This window comes from Anatilimnocola floriformis, from assembly GCF_024256385.1.
Taxonomy (GTDB): Bacteria; Planctomycetota; Planctomycetia; order Pirellulales; family Pirellulaceae; genus Anatilimnocola; species Anatilimnocola floriformis.
The window spans coordinates 5,202,424-5,227,745 of the sequence record NZ_JAMLFW010000001.1; the positions used below are offsets into that span (position 1 = coordinate 5,202,424).

The window sequence follows — 25,322 nt, forward strand, 5'->3', positions numbered from 1 at the left end:
TAAGTGCCTGACCTACGAAGCGGGCGTTTCCGGTTCGGCAGCAGCGGTCTCGGCGAGGAGTTGCTTGCGGTCGATTTCGGTCGCCACGAGATACGACTTGAGATTGGCGAGCATCTTGCGAGCTCGTTCCAACACGTCGGACTGACGGCGGTCGCGGTTGCGGACCGGGCGGACCGAGACTTTGCAGATCGTGCGATCGGCGATGCCTGTGCGGCCGCCGAGATCGAGCTTGCCTTCTTCGAACCACATCTCGATGAGGAAGGCGACCGGGCGATCGCTGCTGCGGCGCATGTGCGGCGAGTTTTGGCCGTTGATACGCAACAGCAGGTGGCCTTCTTCGATCTTCTCGACTTCGGCGTAGTAGTCGGAGACGAAGCCGCGCATCTTTTCGACGACCACGTTGAGCGGCACGGCGGTGGCGAGCGTCTTCTCGAGCAGGTGGTCGGTCTTTTCGCCGCGGAACCAGTTGAACCAGCTCCAAGCCTTTGGCGCGGGCTCTTCGCCCGACCAGCCGCTGCCGAGTTGCACGACGCAGTTGCGGCCGTTTTCCTTAGCTTGATACAAACCGCGGTCAGCCCGGCGGAGCATGGTTTCCGGCGTATCGCCGCTTTGAATTTCGGTCACACCAAAGCTGGCAGTCACGCTGCGGCCGTTGAGGGCTGGCAGCGGCAACTCGGCGAGTTCGGCACGGATTTCGTCGCCCTTGCGAGTCGCACTGCTGTTGTCGCAGTCACTGCAAAGCATGACGAATTCTTCACCGCCGTAGCGAGCGACGAGATCGCCGGCGCGGCAGTTGCGCCGCAGCAAAGCCGCGAAATTCACGAGTACTTCGTCACCGGCCTGGTGACCAAAGGTGTCGTTCACTTTCTTGAAGTGATCGATGTCGCAAATGATCAAGCTGCAGGGGAGATTCCGTTTCATGTGGTCGGAAACGGTCATCGAGAAGAAGCGATCGAACTCGGCGCGGTTGGCGACCTGCGTGAGCGGATCGCGCGTGGCCCGTTCGTGCAGCGATTGGACGCGTTGTTCGAGTGTGATCTGCGACGAGGCGTCGTGCATTAGCACCGCGGCGCCAAAGGTCACGCCGTTTTTGCCGTGCACGGGAACTACATGAGCATCGACATCAATGACGGCTTGATTGCGGCCGGTGATCGAGAGCCGCTTCAGGGTTTGACCGCCCTGATGAATGGCTTGGATGACCGGGCAGTCGTCTTCGTCGACGAGCTTGTGGCGATCGTCTCGCAGGCTGACGAGCGACGGCGTCCAGTGTTTGTGTTCGATGCTCGCAGCCGCAATGCCGGTAAGGCGTTCGGCCGCGCGATTCCAGAGGACGATGCGGAGCGAGCTATCGACGAAAATCACAGCGTCGTGCATGTTTTCGAGCAAGCGCTGCTGGAACACGCTGTCGCCAGAGGCGCTCGAAGTGCCCGTCGATTGCGATAGTTGCCAGAAAGCGTTGACCTGATCGGGCTGCAGATTTTTCAACCAGCGACGGGCCGAGTTGCCATGCAACTTCACCATGTCGGCGCTGAGATAGCTACAGAACTCGCGCACGAGTTGTGGATCGAATTGCACGCCGGCGAATTCAAACAATTCGGCGACGGCACGTTCGCGCGACAACGCGCGGCGATAAACCTGATCGCTAGTCATGGCATCGAAGGCATCGACGATCGCCAGAATACGAGCGCCGAGTGGAAGCTGTTCGCTGCGCAGGTCGTAGCCTTCGCGACTGCCATCGAACCAAGCGCCAGCATAGTGAACGATATTGAGCATCGGCGGCGACGCAGCGCACGAGCGGAGAATCTCGACGCCGATGCGGCGATGGTTCTCGACAACAAGGTATTCATCGCGCGTCAGTTTGCCGGGCTTGAGCAGGATGCGATCGGGCACGCCGATCTTGCCGATGTCGTGCAGCAGCGCGGCCAGCTCGATTTCATCGCGCAATTGATCGGGCAACCCCAACAGTGCAGCCCACGACGAGCAGCCCATGGCAACGCGCAAGCAATGCGCTGCTGTCGGCGCATGCTTCGCACGGAGCGCCGAGAACAAGCTGCTGCCGAGTCCCAGACGCACTTGAACCAGCTGATTTTCGAAAGCGAGCTCGACGGGATTAACGTCCTCGAGCGCGGGATCGAGTTGATCGAGCAAGCTGGCAACGGCATCCAAGCGCGCGTCAGTCTCTCGCGAGGGACTCGCGGAGGTGTTCGAAGCGCTGGATGGGCAAGGCTTATCCATGTAGCTGGGCAGGTCTTCAGGGTAAGTCGTGGGATGTAACAGCGAGCAGGGCCCGCTCAGACCGACTTATCGGGTCTGTAGCCAAACGTAGGACGCACCAGCGGAAGTGGCAAATGACGACCCATCGGAAGTATGGCAACGAAGCAAACTCAGGAAAAAATCGCGCACGGAAATCCGTTTTTTATGATTTTGTTGATTCTGAGGATTACAAAAAGTAAAGACAGCAATTAGCTGTCAGGGGGCGAAAGCAATACCGTCTTCTCGTCACAACGGCGTCTTATTTCGCATTGCTGATTTATCGCTCTATTACGAAATATGAAAGAGAGGCGGCCGATCATCGCAATTCCGAAATTTATCGCCAAAAGGGCTTTACGCGTTAATCCAGGCCAATTAAGTTGTTAGGCGTGAAAGCGACCTGCTGAATCAGGCAACAGAACATTCCAGCTTGGCGGCGACGGATGTTTTGGCAGCGGGGCGACCGAGGCACGTGTGTTAGCGGTTGCTGACAGGCGACACGAGGCCTCGAACGTTTCGAGTGACACTTGTCACAGAGGAAGAGTCGATGTCTGAAACCCGTATGTCGTGGCGGCGCTCCGGGTGCGCGCTGGCCCTGTTGGTCCTTTTCACCAGTTTCGCTTTTGGCCAGGAAACCCCACCTGCCGAAGCCAAGACCGAAACCCCTAAGGCAGAGGCTCCTGCCGAAACGCCCAAGGTGGAAGCACCGAAAACTGAGACTCCACCGGCCACTGCCGCGGAGCCCGCTGCAACTACCGTAGCGGCACCGACCCTCGCATCGGTCGACACCAAGGCCAATCTCGCGCTGCTCGCTGCGAACAATGCCTGGTTGCTGACATCGTCGGCGCTGGTGCTCTTCATGACCGCGCCGGGCCTGGCCATGTTCTACAGCGGCTTGGTTCGCAAGAAGAACGTGCTCGGCGTCATGATGCAGTGCGTGTTCTTGATGGGCCTCATGACGGTTCTCTGGGCCATCTACGGTTACTCGCTGTCGTTCGGCGGTTCGAACCCGTACATCGGCAACGGCGACTACTTGTTCATGAACGGCGTCCAACGCGAATGGAAAGACGGCGCGCCGTACACTCCGCTTATGAACGAAGGCTTGCCGAACGTGCTGCCTCGTTTGACGCACATGCTCTTCCAGGGCATGTTCTTCATCATCACTCCTGCTCTCATCTGCGGTGCTTTCGCCGAACGGATGAAGTTCAGCACGATGGTGGTCTTCAGCATTCTCTGGGGCACGCTGATTTACTGCCCGCTCTGCCACATGGTTTGGGGTGGTGGTTGGCTGGCATTCCGCACCGATGAGACCATGAAAGACAGTTTGATGGGCGGTGCGATGGACTTTGCTGGTGGTGCAGTCGTGCACATCAGCTCGGGCGTTTCGGCCCTCATTTGTGCCCTCGTGATGGGCAAGCGGTTGGGTTACGGCACGGAGCCGATGCCTCCGCACAATCTGACTTACACCTGCTTGGGCGCTGCCATGCTGTGGGTGGGTTGGTTCGGCTTCAACGCCGGTAGCGAACTCGCCAGCGACGACTTGACCTCGAGCGCTTTCGCTACGACGCACTTCTCGGCCGCTGCCGGTACGCTGGCTTGGGCCCTGATGGAATGGATCACTCGTGGCAAGCCGAGCGTGCTCGGTGCTTGCTCGGGTGCCGTAGCCGGTCTCGTGGTGATTACGCCTGCTGCTGGTTTTGTGAACTGCATGCCAGCCCTCGCCATGGGTGCTGCTGGTGGTGTGGTTTGCTTCTTTGCTTGCACCAAGCTGAAGAGCATGTTCGGCTACGACGATTCGCTCGACGCCTTCGGCGTGCACGGTGTAGGCGGTACTCTCGGTGCAATCCTCACTGGTGTCTTCGCAACCCGAGCTTGCTGGGACATTAACACCGGCAGACCGCTCGGCCTGATCGAAGGTTCGTCGCGGTTTTTCATCGGTCAAATCGCTGCCACGGTGTTGACTTGGGTCTTTGCCGCGGTCGTCACCTTCATCCTCCTCAAGATCCTTGACGCCACGATGGGTCTCCGCGTGAGCAAGGAAGACGAAATCACCGGCCTCGACCTGAGCCAGCACGGTGAAGAGGGCTACATCTCGCTGTAAGCGAGGGGTAGACTATCGATTAGTCGTCAAATAGCGGCGAACCAGCTGGAGAGATCTAGTTGGTTCGCCCCTTCGTTCCAGCGTACTGCTGATTCGCAGCTACAAAGCTCTGCGACGCTGCGCTGGAAATTCGGGCAGACGATATCCACTGAGTACCGCTATCCATAGAGTACGCAGCCAGGCCGATGCTGATTGGCTGGCTGTTTGCACGTTGAGGAAGAATCTATGAAAAAGGTCGAAGCGATCGTCCGGCATTTTAAGCTGGAAGACATCAAAAACGCCTTGGCAGAACGGGGCGTGCATGGAATGACGATCTGCGAGGTGCGCGGTTTTGGACGGCAAAAGGGTCACACCGAGATGTATCGCGGCACGGAATACGCCGTCGATTTCGTTCCCAAGGTGAAGATCGAAGTCGTCGTGGCCGATGCCAACTTGCCCTTGGTTTTGGATACCATCATGCGGTCGGCCCAAACCGGGCAGATCGGCGATGGCAAGATTTTTGTGCACGAACTCTCCAATGTCATTCGTATTCGCACTGGCGAAACGGGTGAAGACGCCCTCTAAAGCGTCGTAGCAATGTCCACTGGCCCCAGGCTTCATCCTGCCGTTCTTGCAGCTAAAGAAAGCCTTGCGGCCGGTCGCGCCAAGCTGCGCAAGCAGCACGAAAGTGGTTCGCTGGGAGTGCAGGTTTGCACGCACTTCTCCGAACTGCTGGATGGTGTGATCGAAAGTCTTTTCAACGCGGCGACTGACGACTTAGATCAGTCGCTGCGAACTCAGGCGATCGCGGAAACTTGCGTCGCCGTGCACAGCGGCTCGGGCCGACGCGAAATGGCGCCATTCTCCGACCTCGATGTGCTGCTGCTGCATCCCGAAGGGGCCGACGACAAATACTTGCCGCTCGTCCGACGTTTTTCGCAGCATTTATACGACACGGGCCTGGAAGTTGGCTTCGCGGCTCGCAGTCCTGAGGAAGCGGTGAAATCGGCTCGCGGTGATGCGACGATCTACACCGCCATCACCGAAGCCCGCCGACTGATCGGCAATGAAACACTGTTTGCTGATTTGCAAAAACGTTTCAGCAACCTGGCCCGTTGGCAGTGGCCGCTGCTCATGCGGATGGTTGTCGAAGCTCGCAAAGACGAGCGGTCAAAATTTGGCGAAACGGTTTTCCTGCTCGAGCCGAATGTGAAACGCTCGCGCGGCGGCCTGCGCGATATTCAATTGATCCGCTGGATCGGGTTCACTCGCTATGGTGAGAGCGAACCCGAAGCATTGATGCGGATCGGCGTGCTCACCAAGAGTGAATTTAAGCAATTGCGCGATGCCCGCGATTTCCTGCTGTGGCTGCGCAACGATCTGCACTTTCAAGCCGACAAAGCCAACGATCTGCTCGAACGACACGAACAGTTGCGCGTCGCTGAACAGCGACAGTATCCGCCGAAGGAAGGCTTGCTGCCGGTTGAGCAGTTCATGCGCGAATACTTCACGCATACCAGTGCGGTGCGCGAGATCGCCGCCAATGTGTGCGCAAACGCAGAACCGCGGCGGTGGTGGCGCTGGTTCACCGATCCACTCTTCAGTCATCAATTCGAAGGGGATTACCGAGTTGGCCCGCAAAGCGTGTATGCCACCAGCCGCGGCTTGAAGAAGCTGCACGGCGACACGGCTCAAGTGCTGCGGTTGTTGGAAATCGCCAATCTCTACAACAAGCGAGTCGATCAGCACACCTGGCAATCGATTCGTCTGTCGATGGCGACTCCGCCGCCTGTTGATGCAAGCGAACCAGTTCCAGAAGAACTGTCGCAGCGATTTATGTCGCTGATGGCCACTCCCAGCCGGCTGTATGATTCGTTGCGTCGATTGCATGAACTACGCGTGCTGGAGCGAATCGTTCCCGCCCTGACGCACGCCCGCGGCCTCTTGCAGTTCAACGCCTATCACCGCTATACGGTCGATGAGCATTCGCTGCGGGTCGTCGAAGCCGTCGCCAAAATGCAGCACGATTCCGGTGTGCCTGGGCAGGTGTATCGCAGCCTGCGCGACAAGCGGATCCTGCACTTGGCCGCGCTAATTCACGATCTCGGCAAAGGCTATATCGAAGACCACAGCGAACTCGGCGCACGGCAAGCTCTACAGCTCGGCAAGCGACTGCGTCTTGAGCAGCACGAGACCGAGCAACTCAGTTTCCTGGTCCTCAAGCATTTGCGGATGTCGCACCTTGCCCAGCAACACGACATCAACGACGCCCAGGTCATCGTGCCGTTTGCGGCCGAAGTTGGGTCACCCGAGCTGCTGAAGATGCTGTACGTTCTCACGCTCGCCGATCTCACGGCGGTAGGGCCCGGCGTGCTGAACGATTGGAAGCAACAGCTGCTGACTGATTTGTACGAACACACGCTCGCGCTGCTGGCCAGCGATTCACCGGCGGCGAAGGCCAGTCAACGACAACGGGCTCAGCGGGAAGAATTGCAACTCCTGGCCGAGCGCTATCCCGATCAAGATTGGTGGAAGGAGCAAATCACTAACTTGCCGGCCTGCTGCTTATTTGCAGGTCCCAGCGAGCAAGTGGTCGGCGAACTTGAACGCCTCCGCAATCTGCCGCACAACCAAGCCATGGCTTGGGGACGGTACATTCCGCAGCGCGACGTCGTGGAATACACGATCGGCACTTACGAAGAGATCACGCCTGGAATTTTTCATCGCCTGACGGGAACGCTCACAAGCAAACGGCAACAGATTCTGTCGGCAGAGATCAATACACTCCGCCGCGGCCTCGTGCTCGACCGCTTTTATGTGCATGACGAAGACGCCACCGGCGAGCCGAGCACGCAGCGAATGGATGAGGTGAGCGAAGCCCTCGAAGCAGCTTTGAAGCGGCCCAGCGATCGACCGCCCGTCTTTCGCAAGCTTTGGCAAGATCGTTCGAACGCGCAAGAAGCGGCCGTCAAACATCTGCCGACGCGAGTGACTTTCGATAACACAACGTCGGATACGTGTACGATCCTCGCCGTGTTCGCCTACGACCGAATGGGGCTGCTGTACACGATTTCGAAGACGCTGTTCGACGTCAATCTCTCGGTGAGCATCGCCCGCATCGGCACGCATCTCGATCAGGTGGTCGACGTCTTCTACGTGACCGACCGAGAGCGGGGCGGCAAGATTACCGACCCCGGTTATTTGCATCACATCCGTGAACGCGTGCTGGCAGAGATCACGGCGTTAGAGCAAAAGCCCGCGTAAGCGGCTGTGGTTTATCTTCGGCAGCAACTAGGTTTCATTCAGCCCGGCAAAATAATTCTTCACCGCGACGTCGAGTCCTTTCGCCGTCAGCACCAGCGGCAGGTCGTGGAACTCGCAGAACGTGCGCACCTGTTCGATCAGATCGCGCGGATGACAGTACCGCATCGGCCGGCCCGATTCGGCATAGTGCTTCGTCAGCAAATGCTCGAAGGCATCGTCGCGAAATTCAATGCCGGCCTTCTGGCAGCACAGCTTGAGGAGATCGCGGAACTCGCGCGGAGCCGGGTCGTTGACTTCGATTTTGTAGGGAATTCGGCGGAGAAAGGCTTCATCGACTAGGCTCTTCGGCGGCAGGTTGGTCGAGAAGATCAGCAGCTGATCGAAGGGCACCTGCACCTGCCGACCCGATGGCAGCGACAGATAATCGTAACCCTTTTCGAGCGGAACGATCCAGCGATTCAAGAGTTCGGCAGCACCCATCCGTTGCCGGCCGAAATCGTCGACGACCAGTGCGCCGCAGTTTGCTTTCAGCTGGACCGGCGATTCGAGAATGCCGGTCGCTGGGTTGAAGATTACTTCGAGTTGTTCCATACGCAGTTCGCCACCAACGATGATCGACGGCCGCTTGATGCGGACCCAGCGACGATCGAAGTGGACCGTGTCGAGGAGCGCGCCGCCGGCGAGCGGTGGCGCTTCTTCGTGACTGGCGGGGTCGAACAGCCGGATGATCTCGCCCGAGATCGTCATCGTCCGCGGAATCCACACATAGTTGTTGATCGAGCGAATCACCCGTTCGGCAATGCTCGTCTTGCCGTTGCCAGGCTGGCCGAAGACAAACATCGCCTTGCCGGCGTGAATGGCCTGACCGATCTGGCTGATGATCGCGGGCGGTAGCATGAGGTCGCTGAACGCGGCGCATAGGTCGGGCAAGCGTGGCCGCGATTTGCGGACCGATTGCCGTTCGATGCCGGCGATGTAATCCTTCAGCGGCACGGGAGCGGCGCCGCAGTATGTGCAGCGCTCGAGATGAAAACGGGCTCGCTTGTCACCTTCTTCGCTCAGTTCGTATTCAAAGTCGCCGACGGTGGCCTGACCTTTGTAATTGAGCAGCATCTGGGCCTTCAGACTCCGCAGCGCTTCCTGCAGGATGCCGAAGGGGAGCTTGATTTGGTCAGCGATTTTGCGGCCGATGCACGAACCGGTCGTGAGGAGCTGTTTAAGGATTAGCGCCTCGACTTCGGTCAACGTCAGGCCGGTGTCTTCGAGTGCTTTTGGTTCCGGTGGCAGGAAGCCGTCGTACTTCGGCTTGGGCTGCGCGGCGAGCTGGGCGAACTGAGTCTCGATCGGGCGGCCGCTTTCCGTCTGCGGCTTTTCGGTGGACAGAGCATCGGCGGTGTTCGACATGGAGAGTCCCGATCTAAATCAAGAAATGACAGTTGCTGACAGAGGAACCCTACCTTACGGCACGACTGGCGCGGCCGCGAAAAGTCGATTCGCAGCCGAAGTAATCCGTCTCGCGCGGCAAGGTTGGCGCAATCCGCACAACTGCGTTGTTCGCTGCTTGTCACATTGCGATCCGCCCAGCGGCAACTCCTGACGTATGTTGCAATGTACGTCCCAAATCTCCGTACACTCTCGTCTCATTGCCCCTTCACTTATCAGCGGCGCGCATGATTCACGTTCACCGGCTCGCAAAGTCGTACGCCGATCTGCATCAAGGTCCGCGCGTGGCCCTGGGGGGCATTTCGTTTCAAGCGGCGGCGGGAGAAATCTTCGGCCTGCTCGGTCCCAATGGCGCGGGAAAGACCACCGCGCTGCGCATCCTGGCGACCATCCTGCAGCCGACTTCCGGGACGGCGACGGTCAACGGATATGACGTACACACGCAGCCCGCGCTAGTTCGCCGACAGATCGGCGTGGTGAGCTGCAACACGGCCATCTACGATCGCATGACCGCTTGGGAAATGGTCGAGTATTTCGGCCGACTTTATGGTCTGCCTGCCGATGAACTGCGCGACCGCATGACGCAGCTGTTCGAACGGCTGCAGATGAAAGAAATTCGCGACACGCTCGGCGCGAAGATGTCGACGGGCATGAAGCAAAAGGTCTCGATCGCGCGAGCCCTGGTACACGATCCGCCGGTGCTGATCTTTGATGAAGCCACCGCTGGTCTCGATGTGTTGGTCGCGCGGGCGTTGCTCACGACGGTTGGTCAATTGCGTGATCTCGGCAAGTGCATCATTTTTTCGACACACATCATGCGTGAAGCCGAACGGCTGTGCGATCGCCTGGCGATCATGCACCGCGGCCAGATTCTGGCGCATGGAACTTTGCCGGAACTCGCCGACAAATACAACGAAAAAGATCTGGAAGAGTTGTTCTTCCGCCTGATCAGCGAACAAAGCGAATCGACCGCGACCTTGCTAACCATGTCGCCTACCAGCGCCCTCACTGCAGCCACCACCACGAGTCACGCATGAGCTGGACCAATACCAAGCTGATTTATTTGCGCGAATTGCGCGACCAGCTGCGCGATCGGCGAACGCTGTTCACCATCGTCATCTTGCCGCTGCTGATGTATCCGCTGCTGGCGATGGTGTGGTGCCAGATGCAGCAGTTCCTGAAGGAACGGCCATCGAAAGTGCTGATCGTGGGGGCAGAGCATCTGCCCGCCGAACCAGCCTTGCTCAAGGAAGCCATCTTTTCGTCGATCATCTGCACCGAAATGGAAAACGGGCTGCTACAGCTCGAGACCAAGAGCAAATTCGATAAGCTGCCTGCGAGCGACGTGAAATCAACCGCCGAGCGCGAGATCGCGGCGCGGCTGTATGACCTCGTCGTCTATTTCCCGCCGGACTTCGCCGCCAACCTGGATCGCTTCCGACAAGAGAAGAACAAAGTCGGTGAAAAGAATCTGCAAGTCGCCGATCTCGATCAGGCGCCGCAGCCGGAGATTTTTGTCGACTCGGCCAGTGACAGTTCGCGCGTGGCCATGTCGCGAGTCGATTTGATCTTGCGCCGTTGGCGCGAGACGCTGGTTCAACAAAACTTAATTCAAAGCGACATTCCCCTCGGCGTAGCGCGGCCGTTCGAAGTGGTCAATACCGATATTGCCGAGACGTTTCGACGACGAGCAGCGCTCTGGTCAAAGGTTCTGCCGTTTGTCGTGCTGATTTGGGCATTGACCGGCGCGTTCTATCCCGCAGTCGATTTGTGTGCCGGTGAAAAAGAACGAGGTACGCTCGAAACTTTGCTCGTCAGCCCCGCGATGCGGAGCGAAATCGTCTGGGGAAAACTACTGACGGTCACTACGTTCAGCATGGCGACCAGTTTGCTCAACCTGGCTTGCATGGGATTGACCGGTTCGCTGTTTTTCATGCAGATGGCCCAGCAGTCGTCGATGATGCTCGACCTGGGACCGCCGCCGCTCGCTTCGCTTTGCTGGCTGGCCGTCGCGGTGGTACCGATCTCGGCGCTCTTTAGCGCGCTGGCCCTGGCGATTGCCGCGTTCGCGCGCAGCACCAAGGAAGGTCAGTATTATTTGATGCCGCTACTGCTCATCAGTTTGCCGCTGATGGTGCTGCCGCTGCTGCCGCAGGTTCGACTCGACTTGGGTTTCAGCTTGATTCCCGTGACCGGCATGATGCTGCTCCTGCGAGCGCTCATGGAAGGCCAATATTTCGAAGCGCTTCGTTACGCACCGTTCGTGCTCGGCGTGACCGGACTGTGCTGCTGGTTGGCGATTCGTTGGGCCGTGCATCAGTTCAACAGCGAATCGGTGTTGTTCCGCGAGAGCGAACGCTTTGGCGTGGGCTTGTGGCTGCGGCATTTAATTCGAGACCGCGGCGACATGCCGTCGCCGACCGAAGCCATTGCTTGCGGCATTTTGCTGCTGGTGATCCGCTTTGTGGCGAGCTTCACCATTCCGATGCCGACCGGTTTCTCGCACTTCGTGATGACGACGGTCGTCGTGCAGATCGCGCTCATCGCTACGCCCGCCTGCTTGATGGCGATCATGCTCACTCGCAAACCGCGACAGACGCTCCTCTTGCAAGCCCCGTCGTTCTGGTTGACCTTGCCGGCCGCGGCTGCACTGGCCGTGCTACTGCATCCGACCTTGATGTTCTTGGCGACCGGCATTCGCGAGATCTATCCGCTCAGCAACGAAACGCTCCGTGCTCTCGCCCCGTTTGAAGTGATGTTGCGAGAAGCCACGTTGCCGCAACTGCTGTTGCTCGTCGCGGTGACGCCGGCGATCTGCGAGGAACTTGCTTTCCGCGGCTTTATTCTCTCCGGTCTGCGGCGACTGGGTCACAAGTGGACCGCGATCGTAATTTGCAGCGTGATCTTCGGCGTCGCGCATGGACTGCTGCAGCAATCGATTGCTGCGACGATCGTTGGCATTGTGATTGGCTATATCGCGGTCAAGACGAATAGCCTGTTGCCGGCGATGGCTTATCACCTGGTGCATAATTCGCTGGGGGTGCTCATCGGGCGCGTCGACGCCGAGTTGATCGCCAATTGGCCGATCTTGGATGCCGTACTGTTGCTGAGTCCGGACGGCGGCGTCGAGTATCGCTGGAATGCGATGGTGATTGCCGGGCTGTGCGGCGCACTCGTGCTGCTGTGGATCAAACGGCTGCCGTATCATCCGTGCGCGGAAGAACGCCTGCAGACCGCACTCGCTCAGCAAACACCGCTGCTGCGGCCGGCTACGACTTAGGCCTTCGGCGGCGTGGTCGGCATTGGTGTAGTCGGCATCGGCGTGGCAGGTGTCGTTGGCATCGGCGCTGGAGCAGGTGTGGGAGTCGCTGCTTTCGGCGGTGTGACGCCCTTGGCCGGCGTGGCAGGCTTCTTGGCGGCGAGCAGTTCGCGCTGCATGGCGTTCCCCAGCTCTGGATCGAGGAACTTGCTGAGCAATGTGCGAGCGTCGACCAGCATCTTGTCGATCCGCTTTTGCGTGGTGGGATCGACCGACTTGATGATTTGCTTGTCGAGCATGCGGCTCAGGTCGGAACGCGTTTCGAGATTGCGAAACTCCTCGAACATTTTCTGCGCGTCGTCGAGCTTGTCATCTTTGATCTTCGCCCGAATCCGCACGGCGGAGATCTGCCGGCGAGCTTCCAGATCCATGATCTTGCTCTGCAGCGAGGCGATGAACCCTTCTGCCTGCAGGCGACCGTCGTCGTTGACCACGGCGGCTTCGAGCTGTGGCTGTTGACCCGGAACGAGCGGCAGCCGCGCGAGCAATTGATTGCCGCTCTTCACCAGCAAGGTTTGGAGCGCTGCCGTTTCGGCTTGCGGCAACTCGATGTCACCGCGCCAATCGGTCGCGCCGATTCGCTCGGCGTCGGTATCGCCCGTCTTGCGCCAGATTTCATAACCGGCGAGCGGCGAGGCGCTGGCATCGCGCGAGCGAAGATGCAGCACCGTAGAAGGAAACTGCGGTTTGACGAGCAAGGCCAGCCGTTCGAGCCGGGCGGTACCCTTGGCGGGGATCGGCGAGCGATAGCCTGTTTGCAATTTGCACGATAGCTGCGGCCCACTCTGCTCGAGTACATTCAGCATGGTCCAGGGGAGAATGCTGATGCCCCCAGCCGCAGGTTCGCCATTCCGATCGTTCCGGCGCAGTACTGGCCGCAGGGCCACATTTTTCCTGATCCAGGCGGGAGAATCTTCCGTCGTAATCAAACCGCCGGCGCGCGTTCGCGCGGCAAGTTCGTTGCCGTTGACGCGCTCGATGCGGGCAATCGGCGTGAACGCCGTGACAATCCCGTCCCAAATGGTCCAGGCGAGCGCATCACGCTGCATGGTTTCGCGATCGAGCACTACGCCAAACAGACGGGCCCGGTAATCGAGCTCGCGAATTTGTAGTTGCAGGCGCCCGTGATCGTCGTTCACGGCTATCAGGTAGATCTTGTCGATCCCTGCTTCGCCGGGAATGGCGTTTTGAACTTGCTCCACCTTCAAGCCATTGAGGTCGCCCCTCATCTGCGTGGCGAGCACGTCCGGCGCGCGATCGACCTTTGTATTCCACACCGGGCCGAACGTCGTTTCCGCCCGGCCGAGCAAAACGGTGCGCAGTTGCGCGATTTGCGCGTCGTTCCAAGTCGGATCGTCCGGCAACGCAAGCCAGATGCGAACTTCGTAGGGAGTGAACTCCCAAGCCGCCTGAGCAAAGGCCGACGAAGACGAACTAACGATCACGAGCAGCAACAGCGCGCACCACTGCAGGCCTGAGAACAGGTTACGGAGCATCGTGCTGTGGAGTAACCTCGTCATCTAATTCCTTGCCGCCAGTCGCGCTGCGGGTTGCCACTGCTGAACGTTCTGATAGAGCGTCACGCGATTCGATTCGAGGCCCGTGAAGCCTGCGCGGAACGCGTAGTAGTCGTAGGTTTGCCAGAGCGGAATCACCGAGACGTCTTCGTGAACAAGCTGATGAAGTTGCTGCATCCGCTGACGAACCTGTTGCCAGTTGGTCGCTGTTTCGGCTTGTTTGATCGCCAGGCGAATGTACGAATTGTCGGTCGGCGAGAGCCCTTCTTCACCGAAGATGCGGGCCGCGTCGATGATTGGTTCCCAAGCCGCCGCTTGCACGTAAGTCAGGTCGCATTTTTTCTTCGGGTCAGAAAACACACCAAGCGGAAACTCTTTCAATTGCACTTCGATGCCAACCACTTTCCACTGCTGCACGAGAGCTCGGCAGGCCAGGCGACTTCCTTCGTCGGCAGGATGGCCGAGCACAATCGGCCGCCACTTGGCGACTTCGGCCATCTTCTTTTCCGCTTCGACTTTCAGTTGACGCTGCGTCAGCACTTTCAAAATCAGCGCCAGGCGCGGATCGTAATCGCGGGGGGCAATCGAATCGTCGTAGCCGTAAGCAATGTTGTTGGCCGTGCCGCTCGGCGCCGGAAAAACATTGCTGACGACGCGCCAACCGGGCAATGTCTTTCCCTTGAGGAAGCCTTGCTGCAGGATGGCGTTGCGGTCGGTGGAGTAGAGCAACGCCCGGCGGAACGTGCGGTTCGCTAGGTAGGGATGCTCGCGATTGATGACCAGGAAGTGAGTGGTCGGCGCCGAGTATTGCTTGACGACAACGTTCGAATCGAGCGAGAGGGCCGCGATGTCGGAGGAATAAACTTGATCGATGACATCGATTTCGCCCCGCTTGAGCGCGAGAATCGCTCGCTGAGGATCATCGAAATAACGTTCGACCACTTCAGCCGGTTGACCAGGAATGACAAACGGCGAGCGATCGTTTTTAGCAAAGCGATTGGCGGCCGCATCGGCGGAGAATAATTGGAATGGTCCAAATCCCTTGCCGCTCGCGCTTTCAATGGTCGTAGGGAGCGCATCGACCTGCAGAAGTGCTTCGGGCAAAACGTGCGGCAGACGCAAATCAACCTGGGCTTGATTGCCTTGCTTAACCTGCACGGCGGAAACCAACCGCGACCACGCCGCCTGGTAATCGGCGTTGTGAGGATCGGCGAGTTGCAGCAATCGCTGCGAAACATCGAAGGCCGTCAGCTTGGCGGGTGGTTTCACCTCGAGCGTGAAACTCGTGCCGTCGTCGCTGCGGGTGAAGCTGCCGTAAGGGCTCGAATATTTGCCACCTTCCGGACCCATGCCAGAGAAATCCATCAGTTGCCGCTGCACCAATCGCCCCGCGCGACGTGCGGCAGGATCGATCAAGCTCCGCGAATCGAACGCCTTGGCAGGCTGCGAAACGGCGACGATCACCAACGGGTATCGCCGCGACATTTCGGTGATGAGCTGTTCGCCGCCGGGTACCTGCGGCCAAATGTTTTTCATCCGCGTCGACGCATCGTACGCTTCGACGTATTTTTGTTCGGCGAGAAAGCTCTGCGCCTTGTCACGCTCAGTCGCGGCGAGCTCCGACATTTGTGTGACCCACTTCGTGGCAAACGGCTCGTTGGCCGCGTTGTAGGTTCGCACCAATCGCTCGAGCAGAATGCGGGCCGACCGGTAGTCATTTTTGGCGACATACACGCCGATCAGATTGTCGGCCATGCTGCTGAGGCTTTGCATGACTGTTGGCGCCGCTTCGCTCGCGCGGAAATTCGGATTGAGCGTATAGAGCTCTTCCAGAATACCGAGGGCCTCGGCGTAGTTTTTTTGCCGATAGCCGAAGATGGCCGCCGCAAACATATATCGCTGCCGGGCGTCGTCGAGCCCTTCGGTCTTGGGATAGTTGTCGAGCAGAAAGACAAAGTAGTCGAAGGCTTCGTCAATCTTGCCGGCGGCGGTCAGCTTGTTCGCCTCTTCGAGCACGATGTTCTCGAAAAGCTCGACTTTCTTGATGTTCTGCCACAGGATGTCGTAATCCTTGCCATCCTCGATCAGCTTGACGCGCAGTTTTTCGCTCGGCTTGGGCTTGGCCGGGACGCGACGATTGGGGAAGGGAATCGTGCGGACGCGCAGTACGGCGTTTTCGTTGGCTTCGTCGAGCGTGAGGCGATCGAAGAAATCGCCTTCGAAAATACGCTGCGGCGGCGCCGGCTGTTGGGCAAAACTGATGGTCGTTGCGCACCACAGCCAGGCAACCGCGAACGCGGTGCTGAGCATGAAAGGCAACAGGACTTTTCGACGATCTGGCATCGAGCGAAATTTCGTAGTTGGAAAAAATCAGGGCGAAGCTTGCGGCGGCGTGACGACATGCAACACGCCATCGCGACCACCTACCAAAAGTCTGCCGGAGAAAGGAGAAACAACGTCACCCAAGGGCTCGCCGGCGTCAACTGCGGCAAGCTCCTTGCCATCGCTCGCGCTGAGCCGTGCGAGAGCGCCGCTGGCGTGCAGCAGCAGTAAGTCGTTGTCGAGTTGTTGCGGACGTCCCATCAGCGGACCGCGGGCGAGATCTAATTGCCATGCCTGGCGATCTGCCGCGATAGCGAGCAGTTTGCGTTCCTGCAGTTCGACAAACACATGGCTGCCGACTGCAAATGGCCCCGCTCGATAGCGGCCGCCAAGAGGCAGTTTCGCACCCAGTGCAAGATTACCGGCTTGGAGAAGTTGCAACACATCACCGCTCCCTTCGCGGACGACTGCGTAGACAAAATCTCCCGCCGTGGCGATGGGCGAGATCAAATCTCCCTCGACGCGAGCTTCGGCTTCTTTGTTCAAAGCCGCCTGGCCGCCTTCCTTCAAACCGACTCGATAAACGGTCTGCTTACCGTCGCCGATCACCAGGGCGCGATCGCCAGTCAGAACGGCTGGTTCGTTCCAGGTCATGCGTGCGCCGGGTGCGAGAGCGGGTTGAAATGGATTGGCACTTCGCTGGCCGGTGGTGGGATTGATGAGTTCCAGCAGGCCTGTCGAGAGTGGCAGGGCGAGACTCTGTTTGAATTGCACTGCCGGCGCGATTAGGTCGCGCACCGTGGGACCAAGATCGGTCATACGGACGCGATCGCCGGCCTGCGCTGGATCGTAGAACAATCCAAACGACTTGCCGCCGCCACTCAATGCCAACCAACGGCCATCGGCTCCCTGCCGCGCGGTGCGGAAACTGACGATGCCTGCGCCGGGAGGGGGCGTGAAAATCGGCTTGTCGTAGTAACCCGCGCTTAATTCCGTGCCGGGGACTTCAAAGACTCGCCCAGCGCTGTTGAGAGCGATGAATCGCTTCTTTTCCATATCCGCAGCCAGGCCGATCAACGGCGCGGCGAGTTGCGTAACCCAAATGCTTTTGCCATCGCCAGCCTGGCAGGCCTCGACGAGAACGGCAGCCGAATTAGGACGGCGGCGAATGTGGAGTAGCGTATCGGCGTGAATCTGCGGAGCGGCGAGGAATGCGTCGTCTTGATAGAGAGTCCACTTACGACCAAGTTGCTGCAGCGAGACTTGAATTTCAAACATCGAGCAACGATGACCGGCCAGCCACAGTCGACCGCCATCGGTTGCTTGATATAGCATCTGCGGCTTTGACTCGCTGGCCTCGATCTTGCCGACGACCTGCAACGGTTTGTCTTTGATGGCAGGATCGATTTCGAACGAATCGACCTGAGCCAAGTCCGTCACCACGCTGACTTTCTTACCGGCAACGGCGAGCGGAGTAACCACGCGTCCCTTCAGGCGGAGTGGCCGATCGACCTCACGCAGCTTCTTCTTCTCTGGATCGCGACTGACTACGCGGAGCAAGGAGAAATCATCGCCAGGACTTTCGACCATCAGGAAAAGGTCGAGGGCAAACACTGGAGGAACCAGGATCGCGCCCGCTTTGTGCCCGCTGTAAAAAGTCTCCTCGCAAGCCAGTGAATCATTGATGACAAACAGCGTTGAATGTTCACCCAGCTGATACAGCCGCGAATTGGTTCGGTCGTACGCAGGAGGTACCGAAAGCTTTTGTGGCAGAACCACTTGGCGGGCAACGTCGCCACTCGTCAGATCTACTTCGATGATCTTGCCGGCTGGCGTGGCCACGAACAGTTTGTTGACGGCAAAGGTCGGCTGAAAAAACGGTTCGCCGATTGTCAGTCGCCATTTCACATTGCCAGTCGCCGCATCAAGGCGATAAAGCTCGTGCGTCCGACTATCGCCCACCAACACATCGGCAGCAGGCTCGCGAGTAACCGGCGTGGGAGTGAATTGCGTTTCATGACCGACGTAGCGCCGCCACAGCACCTTGCCGGTCGCGAGATCGAGGCCGTAGACAGCTCCTTCGACAGTGACGAACACAGGCTGACTGGCAGGCGCCGTTCCTGTGCCGGGCTGACGACTGGCGAGGATGATGCGCTGCATCACCGGGCGAGGATCATCTTTGGCGGCAGTGATCACCGTCTCTGAGATCCGCACCGCTTGCCGTTCGCGCTCGCTGATCGCAAGGGTCGATTCGATGAGCTGCGGATGGATTTCCAAACCAGGAAAGCGACGCACCAAGTCGGTGCGGACCTGATAACAATCCGCCGTTTTGCCGTCGGCGAGGTGCTTGGTAATATCGGCCAAGCCGACTTGCAATTCCTTTTCTTGATCGATACTGCGGCGGGCAGCCGACAGTTTATCGAGGATATTGGCGATGCGCCCTTCCAGATTCTTCCGCTGAGCACTGGGGAGATACGACGGATTGTTGACGAGCACCATCGAATCGTCGGCGAGCTTGGTGAGATCAACCTTGCGGGCCACTTGATCGGTGGCTTTGGCCTGCTCGGCAAAACCATCGGCAATTTCAGGCAGGATAGTGGCCAGTTGATCGCGCACATCGGCGAAGGCCGCTTCGCGCTCGATCTTCGGCAGCACTTCTTGAGTCGTCTTCAGCGCCGAGCGGGGATCCTTCGCAGAGTTACTGCTGGCCTGACGAATCTCCGACATACCGCGCATCACGCGGGCCTGGCTGATGAGCGGATCCTTCGGATAGGACTCGATGAACTTGTCGAAGGCCGCCATTGCTGCGACGTACTGGCCGCTCTTGAAGTCTTCGTCCGCTTTACGGAAGACTTCGGCCGACTTGCCGCGGGTCAGCGCGTAGAGCAAAACGACAAAAGCAATGATCATGACTAGCAGGCCGCCGCCGCCAAGCAACAAGAGCGGCGAATCCCAAACGTTGGCCCGGCCTGTCTTCTTTTTGAGCTCAGGCTTACCAGGCTTCTTTTCGGCGGGCGCTGGCGCGAGTGGATTTGCAGCGGGAGGCGCCGTTGAGAAGGGATCGAGACCAGCGCCACCACCAATCGGCGAAAGCAGATCAGCCGAACCGCCCAATGAATCCAGCCCCGTCATTGGCGATAACGGAGCAAGATCCGTTAGTGGCGCCATCGGCGCGGGACCGCCGAGCGGCGTTAGCTCGGCCAAAGGCGCTGGCGCGGGAGTCGGAGCAGCTGGTCGCGGCGCGGGGGCGACTGGTTTGGCTGCAGGAGCCGGCGTGAGTGGTTCCAGCGGCGCGAGATCCATCATCGGCGCGAGCTCGGCGGGAGCTGGTGCGGGTTTGGGCTTCGGCTTTTCGGTGCGCGCGGGAGGAACAGTCTTTGGAGGCTCTGGTTTCTTTACCGGCGCGGGAGCCTGTGGAGCCTCGGCCATATCAAGCGGCGCGAGTTCGAGCAAATCAACCGGCGCAGGAGCAGCCGGCTTGGGCGCTGGGGCCTTTGGTTTCGGCGCGGGTGTCGGAGCAGGTTTTGGTTTGGGAGCCGGCTCGACCGCTTCGAGCATTACCACGTCATCGTCTTCTTCGGCGACCGGCGCGGGAGGTGGCGTTGGCTTGGATTTTGGTTTCGGCGCGGGGGCAGGTGGCGGTTCGTCGAGCCCCAGATCAAGGTCGAGATCGAGTTCCGGCGGCGGGGCGGCGGCCAGCGCAGCCGTGAGTAACTTCTTCGACTGAAACGCCGTCAGCAGGCCTTTGTCGACAAGTTTCTTGGCGATTAGTTCCGCAGTGACGTTCGGTTTGGCTTGCACCTGCTTGCGCAAAGTGGCAATCACTTGTGGCTCGAGCAAGCCCTGCTCTTCTGCGAGTTCCAGTATCTTCACTGCCGACATCGATGCTGCTGCTCCGTGTGCCTGCTCGGCTTGCTGGGTTGTTGCCGGATACCGCCGCGGGAGAGACATCGCGCACTGCTGCGCGCGAGTCGGGGTGTGAGTCAACAGAATCGTCGTGCCAATCCCGATTCGACTGGTAACGCCTGCTCGCTCTCAACTGCGGATAAGTATTCTGGCTGCTGTTCCGTCGCGGTCTAGACAAGGCAATATCGCGACACCCTGATTCTAATTCAACCTGCGCGGGGCTGCAGCCCCGCGAAAAAGATTCCAGCCACCCTTTCAGGGCTGTGCCAGATCGGCCTTCCGCCAGCGGTTGGCTGTTGAGTTTGTAATCTCCGGTAGCGTCCCCGAGCTCACTCCTTGGCTGGTTCGGTTGGACTGGCTGGCACTTCGGCCGGCGCTAGAGGTTCGATGGTGGTCGTCGGCGCTAAATCGGGCGGAGCCGATGGCGGCGGCGCGATCAGCATCGGCGGCATTGGTCTCGGTGCATCGACGGCCATCACGAAAAACGCCCCCGCACCAATGACCACGACCACTCCAATCAGCAGCAAGATCCCGAGGGCCAAAATAATCGCAACAACCGCGCCATTGCTGCTGTCGCTGCGGCGTTCTTCGTGACTCATGATGATTCTCCTATTCAGGCTGCCCACATCTTAATGCCGTTTCCACGATGAGACATCATTTCTTGTTATATTTGCAGGATGGCCGACGCGAGTTTTCCCAAAGTCTTTCATCTTCTCAAACAGGCGGAATTTGACCGCGTGTTTGCTACGCGAGCCTATGCCGCCGACGATCACTTGATCATTCATGGCTGCGCGAATGAACTGCCGATCAGTCGCCTGGGCCTGAGCGTTTCGAAGAAGTCTGGAAACTCCCCACAGCGGAATTATTGGAAGCGATCGATCCGCGAAGCGTTTCGTTTGAATCGCGAGCAAATGCCGCGCGGCATCGATATTGTCGTGAGGCCGCAAAAGGGAGCGAAGGCCGACAGCCTGGCCATTCAGCAATCGCTGCCGGTGCTGGTGCAAAAATTAGCCAAGCGTTTGAAACTGCCGTCACGGCCCACGGAGGAATCGGCATGATCGTCCTCCGTTGGCTGCGCGAAGCAGTCTCTGCCGTGCTGATCGGCTGCGTTCGCTTGTATCAGATTTTTCTGAGTCCGATCTTCGGCCGGCAGTGCCGGTTTCAGCCGACGTGCAGTCATTACTACATTGGCGCCGTGCAAAAGTACGGGCCGATCCGCGGCTCGCTTAAAGGGGCATGGCGAATCTGCCGTTGCAATCCGTTTTGTCAGGGCGGCTTTGATCCGCCGTAACCTAGCGAAGAAATAAGAGGAGCGATCGTTGGCGAAGTTGATTATCGGCTGCGGCTATTTGGGTTCGCGTGTGCTCGATCTATGGCTCGCGCGCGGCGAAAAGGTTTATGCAATGACGCGTTCGCCCGCGCGCGCTGCGGAATGGTCGCAGCGCGGCATCTCGCCGCTCGTTGCCGACATCGCTGCGCCTTTGAATATCGAGGCGCCAACGGACATTGACACTGTGTTGTTCGCCGTCGGCTTCGACGCCCAGGCCGGTCGCTCGATTCGCGAAGTTTATGTCGACGGCCTGGCGCGCGTGCTCGCTTGGTTGCCAGCAACGATTCGCCGTTTCATCTACATCAGTTCGACGGGCGTCTACGGTTCATTCCAAGGCGAATGGATCGACGAAATAGCTCCATGTGATCCGCAACGCGAGGGAGGCAAGGCTTGCCTCGCGGCAGAACAACTCCTCGCAAAATCCCCTTTCGCCGATCGCAGCGTTATTCTCCGCCTCGCCGGCATTTACGGCCCAGGGCGAATTCCGCGCGCGAAAGATTTGCTCGAAAACAAACCGCTCGATGCGACGCCAACAGGTTATCTGAATTTGATTCATGTTGCCGATGCCGCGCGAATCGTGTTGCTCGCCGAAAAACCTACGTCGCATTGTCTGCTCGTCAGCGATGGAGCACCGGTCGTCCGCGGCGAATATTACGCTGAGCTCGCCCGCCTCTTGAACGCCCCGCCGCCGCAATTTGCTCCTGCAGCCAATGAACCACCGGTCGCCAAGCGCGGCGCCGCCGACAAACGGATCAGCAACGCACGTCTCATAAGCGAACTATCGCCCGAGTTTCAATTCCCTGACTATCGCGCCGGCTTGTCCGATGCAGTCAAGCATTGGCAAGCTTCGTAAGCCATATTTCCATTTACTTGCCCGGCAATTGCCAGACCGGATCGAAATCTTCTTTCTCTTCCACCATTGCCTGCACTGTGCGATGCAGCAGTAACAGCGCCGGAGCGTCGGCGCCATGTTGCATTCGCCAATTCCCTAGAATTCGGGCAGCCGGAGAAAAACGACGATTCTCAAATTCCGTGAGGGCCGCTTCGTAGACGGCTTTGGCTTCGGGCCAATCAGGGCTGCCGGGCGGGACGAGCTGATACAAGTCAACTGCCTGCGCGATGTTGAAGACGCGCACCTGGCACAACCGGCGAGTCAAAAATTCCGGGCCGAGCTTGGCTTGCGTGGTGCCGGTGATCAGTAGTTTGCATTTCGCGTGCTTGGTGGCGCCCTGCACTCGGCTGGCGAGGTTTACGGTGTTGCCCAGCGGTCCGTATTTGAATTTGTGACTCGAGCCGATGTTGCCGACGCGGGCGATGCCGGTGTTGATACCAATTCCAATATCCAGCGGCTCCTTTAGCTCGCCTTGCCAGCGTTCGTTCAAGATCGGTAGTTGTTCCAGCATGGCAAGGGCAGCACGGCAGGCTCGCTCGGCATGATCAGGCTGTTCTTCCGGCGCACCCCACATGGCGAAGGTTTCATCGCCCACGTAATCGACCAGAACGCCGGACTCAGCCCGTACGCAATTTGAAATCGCATCCATCACGTCGCTGATCCAGTCGACCGTACGGGCGGCGCCGAGTCGTTCGCTGATGCGGCTGAAGCCGCGAATGTCGCAAAACAGCAGAGTCACTTCGGCATCGCGCACATTCAGCAGATCGGGCTGCAACGTGAGTTGCCGTGAAAGCTCTGGGCTGAAAAAGTTCGCAAACTGCACCTGCGCTTTGAGAGCGGCCTGCTCTTGCTCCAAACGGGCCAAGCCAGCCGCGATGCACCGAGCCAGCAGTTGCACGAAATTGGCTTCGCCTTCGTCGATCGAATCGACAATTCCCAGGCCGACTCCCTGCCGGTTGCCGCACAGCGCACCGATGACTTCCCACTGGCGATTAAAAATAGGCGCGGCGACAAATGCGTCGACGCCGGTGAGGCTTTCCATTTTTTCCGGTGTCGGCGACGGCGGTAACTGCCAGAAGGTTTGCTTCTTTTCTCGCACTAATCTAAGCACGGTCTGGCTGAAGTCCTTCGTCGCGCTCGAACCGACACGCGGCGAGATGTAGCGCGCCTGTTGCCGCCATTTGCCGTTTTCGAAAAAGAGTACCCAAGCCGAATGGAGCTTGGCGAGGTCCACCACCGCGCGAGCCGCCTTGTCGTAAAAATCGGCCGAGTTGGCGGCGCTTTCGAGCACATCCATCGCCGCTTGTACCCAGCGATCGACCGCCCGCGTCTCCTGGCTCAAATTCGCCGCCGACAAACTCTGAAAGGCCGTCTCCCCGAAGAAGCTCTGCCCCGGCCCATCGGAATCAAGATTCGGCAGGCTCTTGTACAGCGATTCGTCGATCAATTCGCGATCGGCAACGCGGCTCGCGTTCATCGGTTGCAGGCGAATCGCCGTAGTCCTGCCGAAACCGATCAGTGTTTCGCCTTCCAAAATGCGTTTCGCGCCTGGCTCAAGTGTGCCGTTGATATCGAGCAGATTGATCGCCCGGTTGGTGCTGATATTGGTGAGCTGGCAGCAGCCTCCTTCCAGCGGCTCCAGTAGGGCCTGATTCCGGGAGACTGACTTCTCCTCAGTCACCACGAGTCGTGGCCGGCCAGCGACAATCGCGGTCGCATACAGCAATTCCTCGGCGGCAGCCTGGCGCCCCAGTTCGATGGGACCGCTTACTTCGGCTGTGTGCGCGAGCTTGCCATCCTCATAGATGCGAATTTCCCAACGTTGGTTCATGGCGTGTCCTACGCAATTTCCAAACTAGCAATGATGAGCGCCAGGGGGCGGCATTCTAACAGGAATTGGCGGAGTCGCGGCGATTTGGCGGTCGACGTTTGCCGGGAGAAATCACTATGTTAGACTCTGCCACTAATAACTTGTGTTTGCGTCTGACCATCCCCGCCCAGACAGGAAATGGATTCCAGTGCTGAGTGACCGCCAGTCTTTTGTTGCCTTGCATTTGCGGTGGTTCATTGCCGCAATCCTGGCGACGGCGGGGGCGATCGCCTGGTACGCGCTGGAAGCGGCCGGCGGACTCCGCTGGCCCGGCGGCAGCTCGTTGGTTGGGCTGACGTATGGAATCGTGGCGGCAGGCATTATTCTCTTTGAATGCCTGCTCGGCCTGCGGCGAACTAGCTTCTTTCGCACCTCACGCTGGCTTGGCTCGGCGAAGTTTTGGATGAAGGCCCACATCTGGCTCGGGTTGCTCGCGGTGCCGCTGGTGCTCATGCACACGGGCTTTCACTGGGGTGGCTGGTTGTCGACCTTGGTGGCCGGGGCGTTTGCCTTAGTCACGGCCAGCGGCATTTTCGGTTGGTACATGCAAAACCTAATTCCTCGCTGGCTGATCGAAGCTGTACCGGAGGAAACAATTCATTCGCAAATCGATGCCGTCGCTGCTCAACTGTGTGCGGATGCTCGGCGAGCCGTCGGATTGCATGCGCCGCTCGCTGATGGCCACGAATTATCTTTTAAAGATTCGCGTCGAACTGGGAAGTTGATCATGGCTGGTGCGCCGCGTCGCGTGGGCACGATGGTCGAGCGCACGCCGCGGCCCAAACAGGAAGCAACGCAGGAACTCGCAATTCCGCAACTGCTGCGCGATGCCGTCGAGCAGGACATCGAGCCCTATCTGCTGACTGGCAAGAGCCCCGATCGTGGTTTGCACACGACGCATCGCGGCGTGTGGTATTTCGAAGAAATTCGCCGGCGCATCAATGACCGCGAGTTGCAAACCGTGGTCAGTACGCTCGCCCAGCTGTGCGAAAGACGGAGACAGATGAATACGCAGCAAGTGTTGCACTTCTGGCTGCACAGTTGGCTGTCGCTGCACTTGCCGCTGGCGATGATGCTGTTGATTTTGCTCGCCGCGCACGTGTGGTTTGCCCTGCGTTACAGTTAAGCA

16 protein-coding genes are annotated in these 25,322 nt (G+C 59.0%); 9 read left to right on the forward strand and 7 right to left on the reverse strand.

The features are described from left to right. Positions 1–12: 12 nt before the first annotated feature. Positions 13–2,166: a sensor domain-containing diguanylate cyclase/phosphohydrolase gene (locus M9Q49_RS20510; protein ID WP_254510699.1), complete on the reverse strand. Its 2,154-nt coding sequence runs from the start codon at positions 2,164–2,166 to the stop codon at positions 13–15. 631 nt (positions 2,167–2,797) lie between these two features. On the opposite strand from M9Q49_RS20510, the gene M9Q49_RS20515 reads away from it, so the two are divergent. The 3 genes from M9Q49_RS20515 to glnD all read left to right on the forward strand — a co-directional run bounded on the left by M9Q49_RS20515 (position 2,798) and on the right by glnD (position 7,594). Next, a complete protein-coding gene (locus M9Q49_RS20515; protein ID WP_254510700.1) occupies positions 2,798–4,351 on the forward strand; it encodes an ammonium transporter in 1,554 nt (517 codons plus the stop codon). Between the two features lie 225 nt (positions 4,352–4,576). Next, positions 4,577–4,915, forward strand: coding sequence for a P-II family nitrogen regulator (locus M9Q49_RS20520; RefSeq protein ID WP_254510701.1), 339 nt, complete (start codon positions 4,577–4,579; stop codon positions 4,913–4,915). A 12-nt stretch (positions 4,916–4,927) separates the two neighbouring features. Then, positions 4,928–7,594 (forward strand): [protein-PII] uridylyltransferase, encoded by a 2,667-nt coding sequence (glnD, locus tag M9Q49_RS20525; RefSeq protein ID WP_254510702.1) that lies wholly within the window; start codon positions 4,928–4,930, stop codon positions 7,592–7,594. 27 nt (positions 7,595–7,621) lie between these two features. On the opposite strand, the gene M9Q49_RS20530 is transcribed toward glnD, so the two are convergent. Next, positions 7,622–8,998, reverse strand: coding sequence for an AAA family ATPase (locus tag M9Q49_RS20530; protein ID WP_254510703.1), 1,377 nt, complete (start codon positions 8,996–8,998; stop codon positions 7,622–7,624). Positions 8,999–9,264: 266 nt separating this feature from the next. Between M9Q49_RS20530 and M9Q49_RS20535 the strand changes: the two genes are divergently transcribed. Further along, entirely contained in the window at positions 9,265–10,074 is an 810-nt protein-coding gene (locus M9Q49_RS20535) for an ABC transporter ATP-binding protein (RefSeq protein WP_254510704.1), read from the forward strand. After that, the gene (locus M9Q49_RS20540) at positions 10,071–12,317 is read left to right on the forward strand and encodes an ABC transporter permease subunit/CPBP intramembrane protease (protein ID WP_254510705.1); all 2,247 of its coding nucleotides are present in this window, start codon (positions 10,071–10,073) and stop codon (positions 12,315–12,317) included. The genes M9Q49_RS20535 and M9Q49_RS20540 overlap by 4 nt, the downstream gene beginning before the upstream one ends. Here the strand turns inward: M9Q49_RS20540 and M9Q49_RS20545 are convergent. From M9Q49_RS20545 to M9Q49_RS20560, 4 genes are all read right to left on the reverse strand, one after another. Next, positions 12,314–13,876, reverse strand: coding sequence for a hypothetical protein (locus M9Q49_RS20545; RefSeq protein WP_254510706.1), 1,563 nt, complete (start codon positions 13,874–13,876; stop codon positions 12,314–12,316). The two genes, M9Q49_RS20540 and M9Q49_RS20545, sit on opposite strands and share 4 nt — an antisense overlap. Further along, positions 13,877–16,216, reverse strand: coding sequence for an ABC transporter substrate-binding protein (locus M9Q49_RS20550; RefSeq protein WP_254510707.1), 2,340 nt, complete (start codon positions 16,214–16,216; stop codon positions 13,877–13,879). Between the two features lie 27 nt (positions 16,217–16,243). After that, positions 16,244–20,077 (reverse strand): outer membrane protein assembly factor BamB family protein, encoded by a 3,834-nt coding sequence (locus M9Q49_RS20555; RefSeq protein WP_254510708.1) that lies wholly within the window; start codon positions 20,075–20,077, stop codon positions 16,244–16,246. 353 nt (positions 20,078–20,430) lie between these two features. Further along, positions 20,431–20,700: a hypothetical protein gene (locus tag M9Q49_RS20560; RefSeq protein ID WP_254510709.1), complete on the reverse strand. Its 270-nt coding sequence runs from the start codon at positions 20,698–20,700 to the stop codon at positions 20,431–20,433. Between the two features lie 78 nt (positions 20,701–20,778). Here M9Q49_RS20560 and rnpA point away from each other — a divergent pair, with 78 nt between their 5' ends. From rnpA to M9Q49_RS20575, 3 genes are read left to right on the forward strand one after another with little or no spacing between them, the layout of a single operon-like run. Continuing rightward, entirely contained in the window at positions 20,779–21,159 is a 381-nt protein-coding gene (gene rnpA, locus M9Q49_RS20565; protein ID WP_254510710.1) for a ribonuclease P protein component, read from the forward strand. Next, positions 21,156–21,392 carry a membrane protein insertion efficiency factor YidD gene (yidD, locus tag M9Q49_RS20570; RefSeq protein WP_254510711.1) on the forward strand — a complete coding sequence of 79 codons (237 nt, stop codon included), beginning with the start codon at positions 21,156–21,158 and terminating at the stop codon, positions 21,390–21,392. The genes rnpA and yidD overlap by 4 nt, the downstream gene beginning before the upstream one ends. 28 nt (positions 21,393–21,420) lie before the next feature. Next, a complete protein-coding gene (locus tag M9Q49_RS20575; RefSeq protein WP_254510712.1) occupies positions 21,421–22,284 on the forward strand; it encodes an SDR family oxidoreductase in 864 nt (287 codons plus the stop codon). A gap of 13 nt (positions 22,285–22,297) precedes the next feature. On the opposite strand, the gene M9Q49_RS20580 is transcribed toward M9Q49_RS20575, so the two are convergent. Continuing rightward, positions 22,298–24,154, reverse strand: coding sequence for an adenylate/guanylate cyclase domain-containing protein (locus M9Q49_RS20580; protein WP_254510713.1), 1,857 nt, complete (start codon positions 24,152–24,154; stop codon positions 22,298–22,300). A 223-nt stretch (positions 24,155–24,377) separates the two neighbouring features. Here M9Q49_RS20580 and M9Q49_RS20585 point away from each other — a divergent pair, with 223 nt between their 5' ends. Continuing rightward, positions 24,378–25,319: a hypothetical protein gene (locus M9Q49_RS20585; protein WP_254510714.1), complete on the forward strand. Its 942-nt coding sequence runs from the start codon at positions 24,378–24,380 to the stop codon at positions 25,317–25,319. The last annotated feature ends 3 nt before the right edge of the window (positions 25,320–25,322 follow it).

Coding starts and splice junctions, on each gene's coding strand:
- M9Q49_RS20515 (WP_254510700.1), top strand. CDS start 2,798: ATGTCTGAAACCCGTATGTCGTGGCGGCGCTCCGGGTGCGCGCTGGCC.
- M9Q49_RS20520 (WP_254510701.1), top strand. CDS start 4,577: ATGAAAAAGGTCGAAGCGATCGTCCGGCATTTTAAGCTGGAAGACATC.
- glnD (WP_254510702.1), top strand. CDS start 4,928: ATGTCCACTGGCCCCAGGCTTCATCCTGCCGTTCTTGCAGCTAAAGAA.
- M9Q49_RS20530 (WP_254510703.1), bottom strand. CDS start 8,998: ATGTCGAACACCGCCGATGCTCTGTCCACCGAAAAGCCGCAGACGGAA.
- M9Q49_RS20535 (WP_254510704.1), top strand. CDS start 9,265: ATGATTCACGTTCACCGGCTCGCAAAGTCGTACGCCGATCTGCATCAA.
- M9Q49_RS20540 (WP_254510705.1), top strand. CDS start 10,071: ATGAGCTGGACCAATACCAAGCTGATTTATTTGCGCGAATTGCGCGAC.
- M9Q49_RS20545 (WP_254510706.1), bottom strand. CDS start 13,876: ATGACGAGGTTACTCCACAGCACGATGCTCCGTAACCTGTTCTCAGGC.
- M9Q49_RS20550 (WP_254510707.1), bottom strand. CDS start 16,216: ATGCCAGATCGTCGAAAAGTCCTGTTGCCTTTCATGCTCAGCACCGCG.
- M9Q49_RS20555 (WP_254510708.1), bottom strand. CDS start 20,077: ATGTCGGCAGTGAAGATACTGGAACTCGCAGAAGAGCAGGGCTTGCTC.
- M9Q49_RS20560 (WP_254510709.1), bottom strand. CDS start 20,700: ATGAGTCACGAAGAACGCCGCAGCGACAGCAGCAATGGCGCGGTTGTT.
- rnpA (WP_254510710.1), top strand. CDS start 20,779: ATGGCCGACGCGAGTTTTCCCAAAGTCTTTCATCTTCTCAAACAGGCG.
- yidD (WP_254510711.1), top strand. CDS start 21,156: ATGATCGTCCTCCGTTGGCTGCGCGAAGCAGTCTCTGCCGTGCTGATC.
- M9Q49_RS20580 (WP_254510713.1), bottom strand. CDS start 24,154: ATGAACCAACGTTGGGAAATTCGCATCTATGAGGATGGCAAGCTCGCG.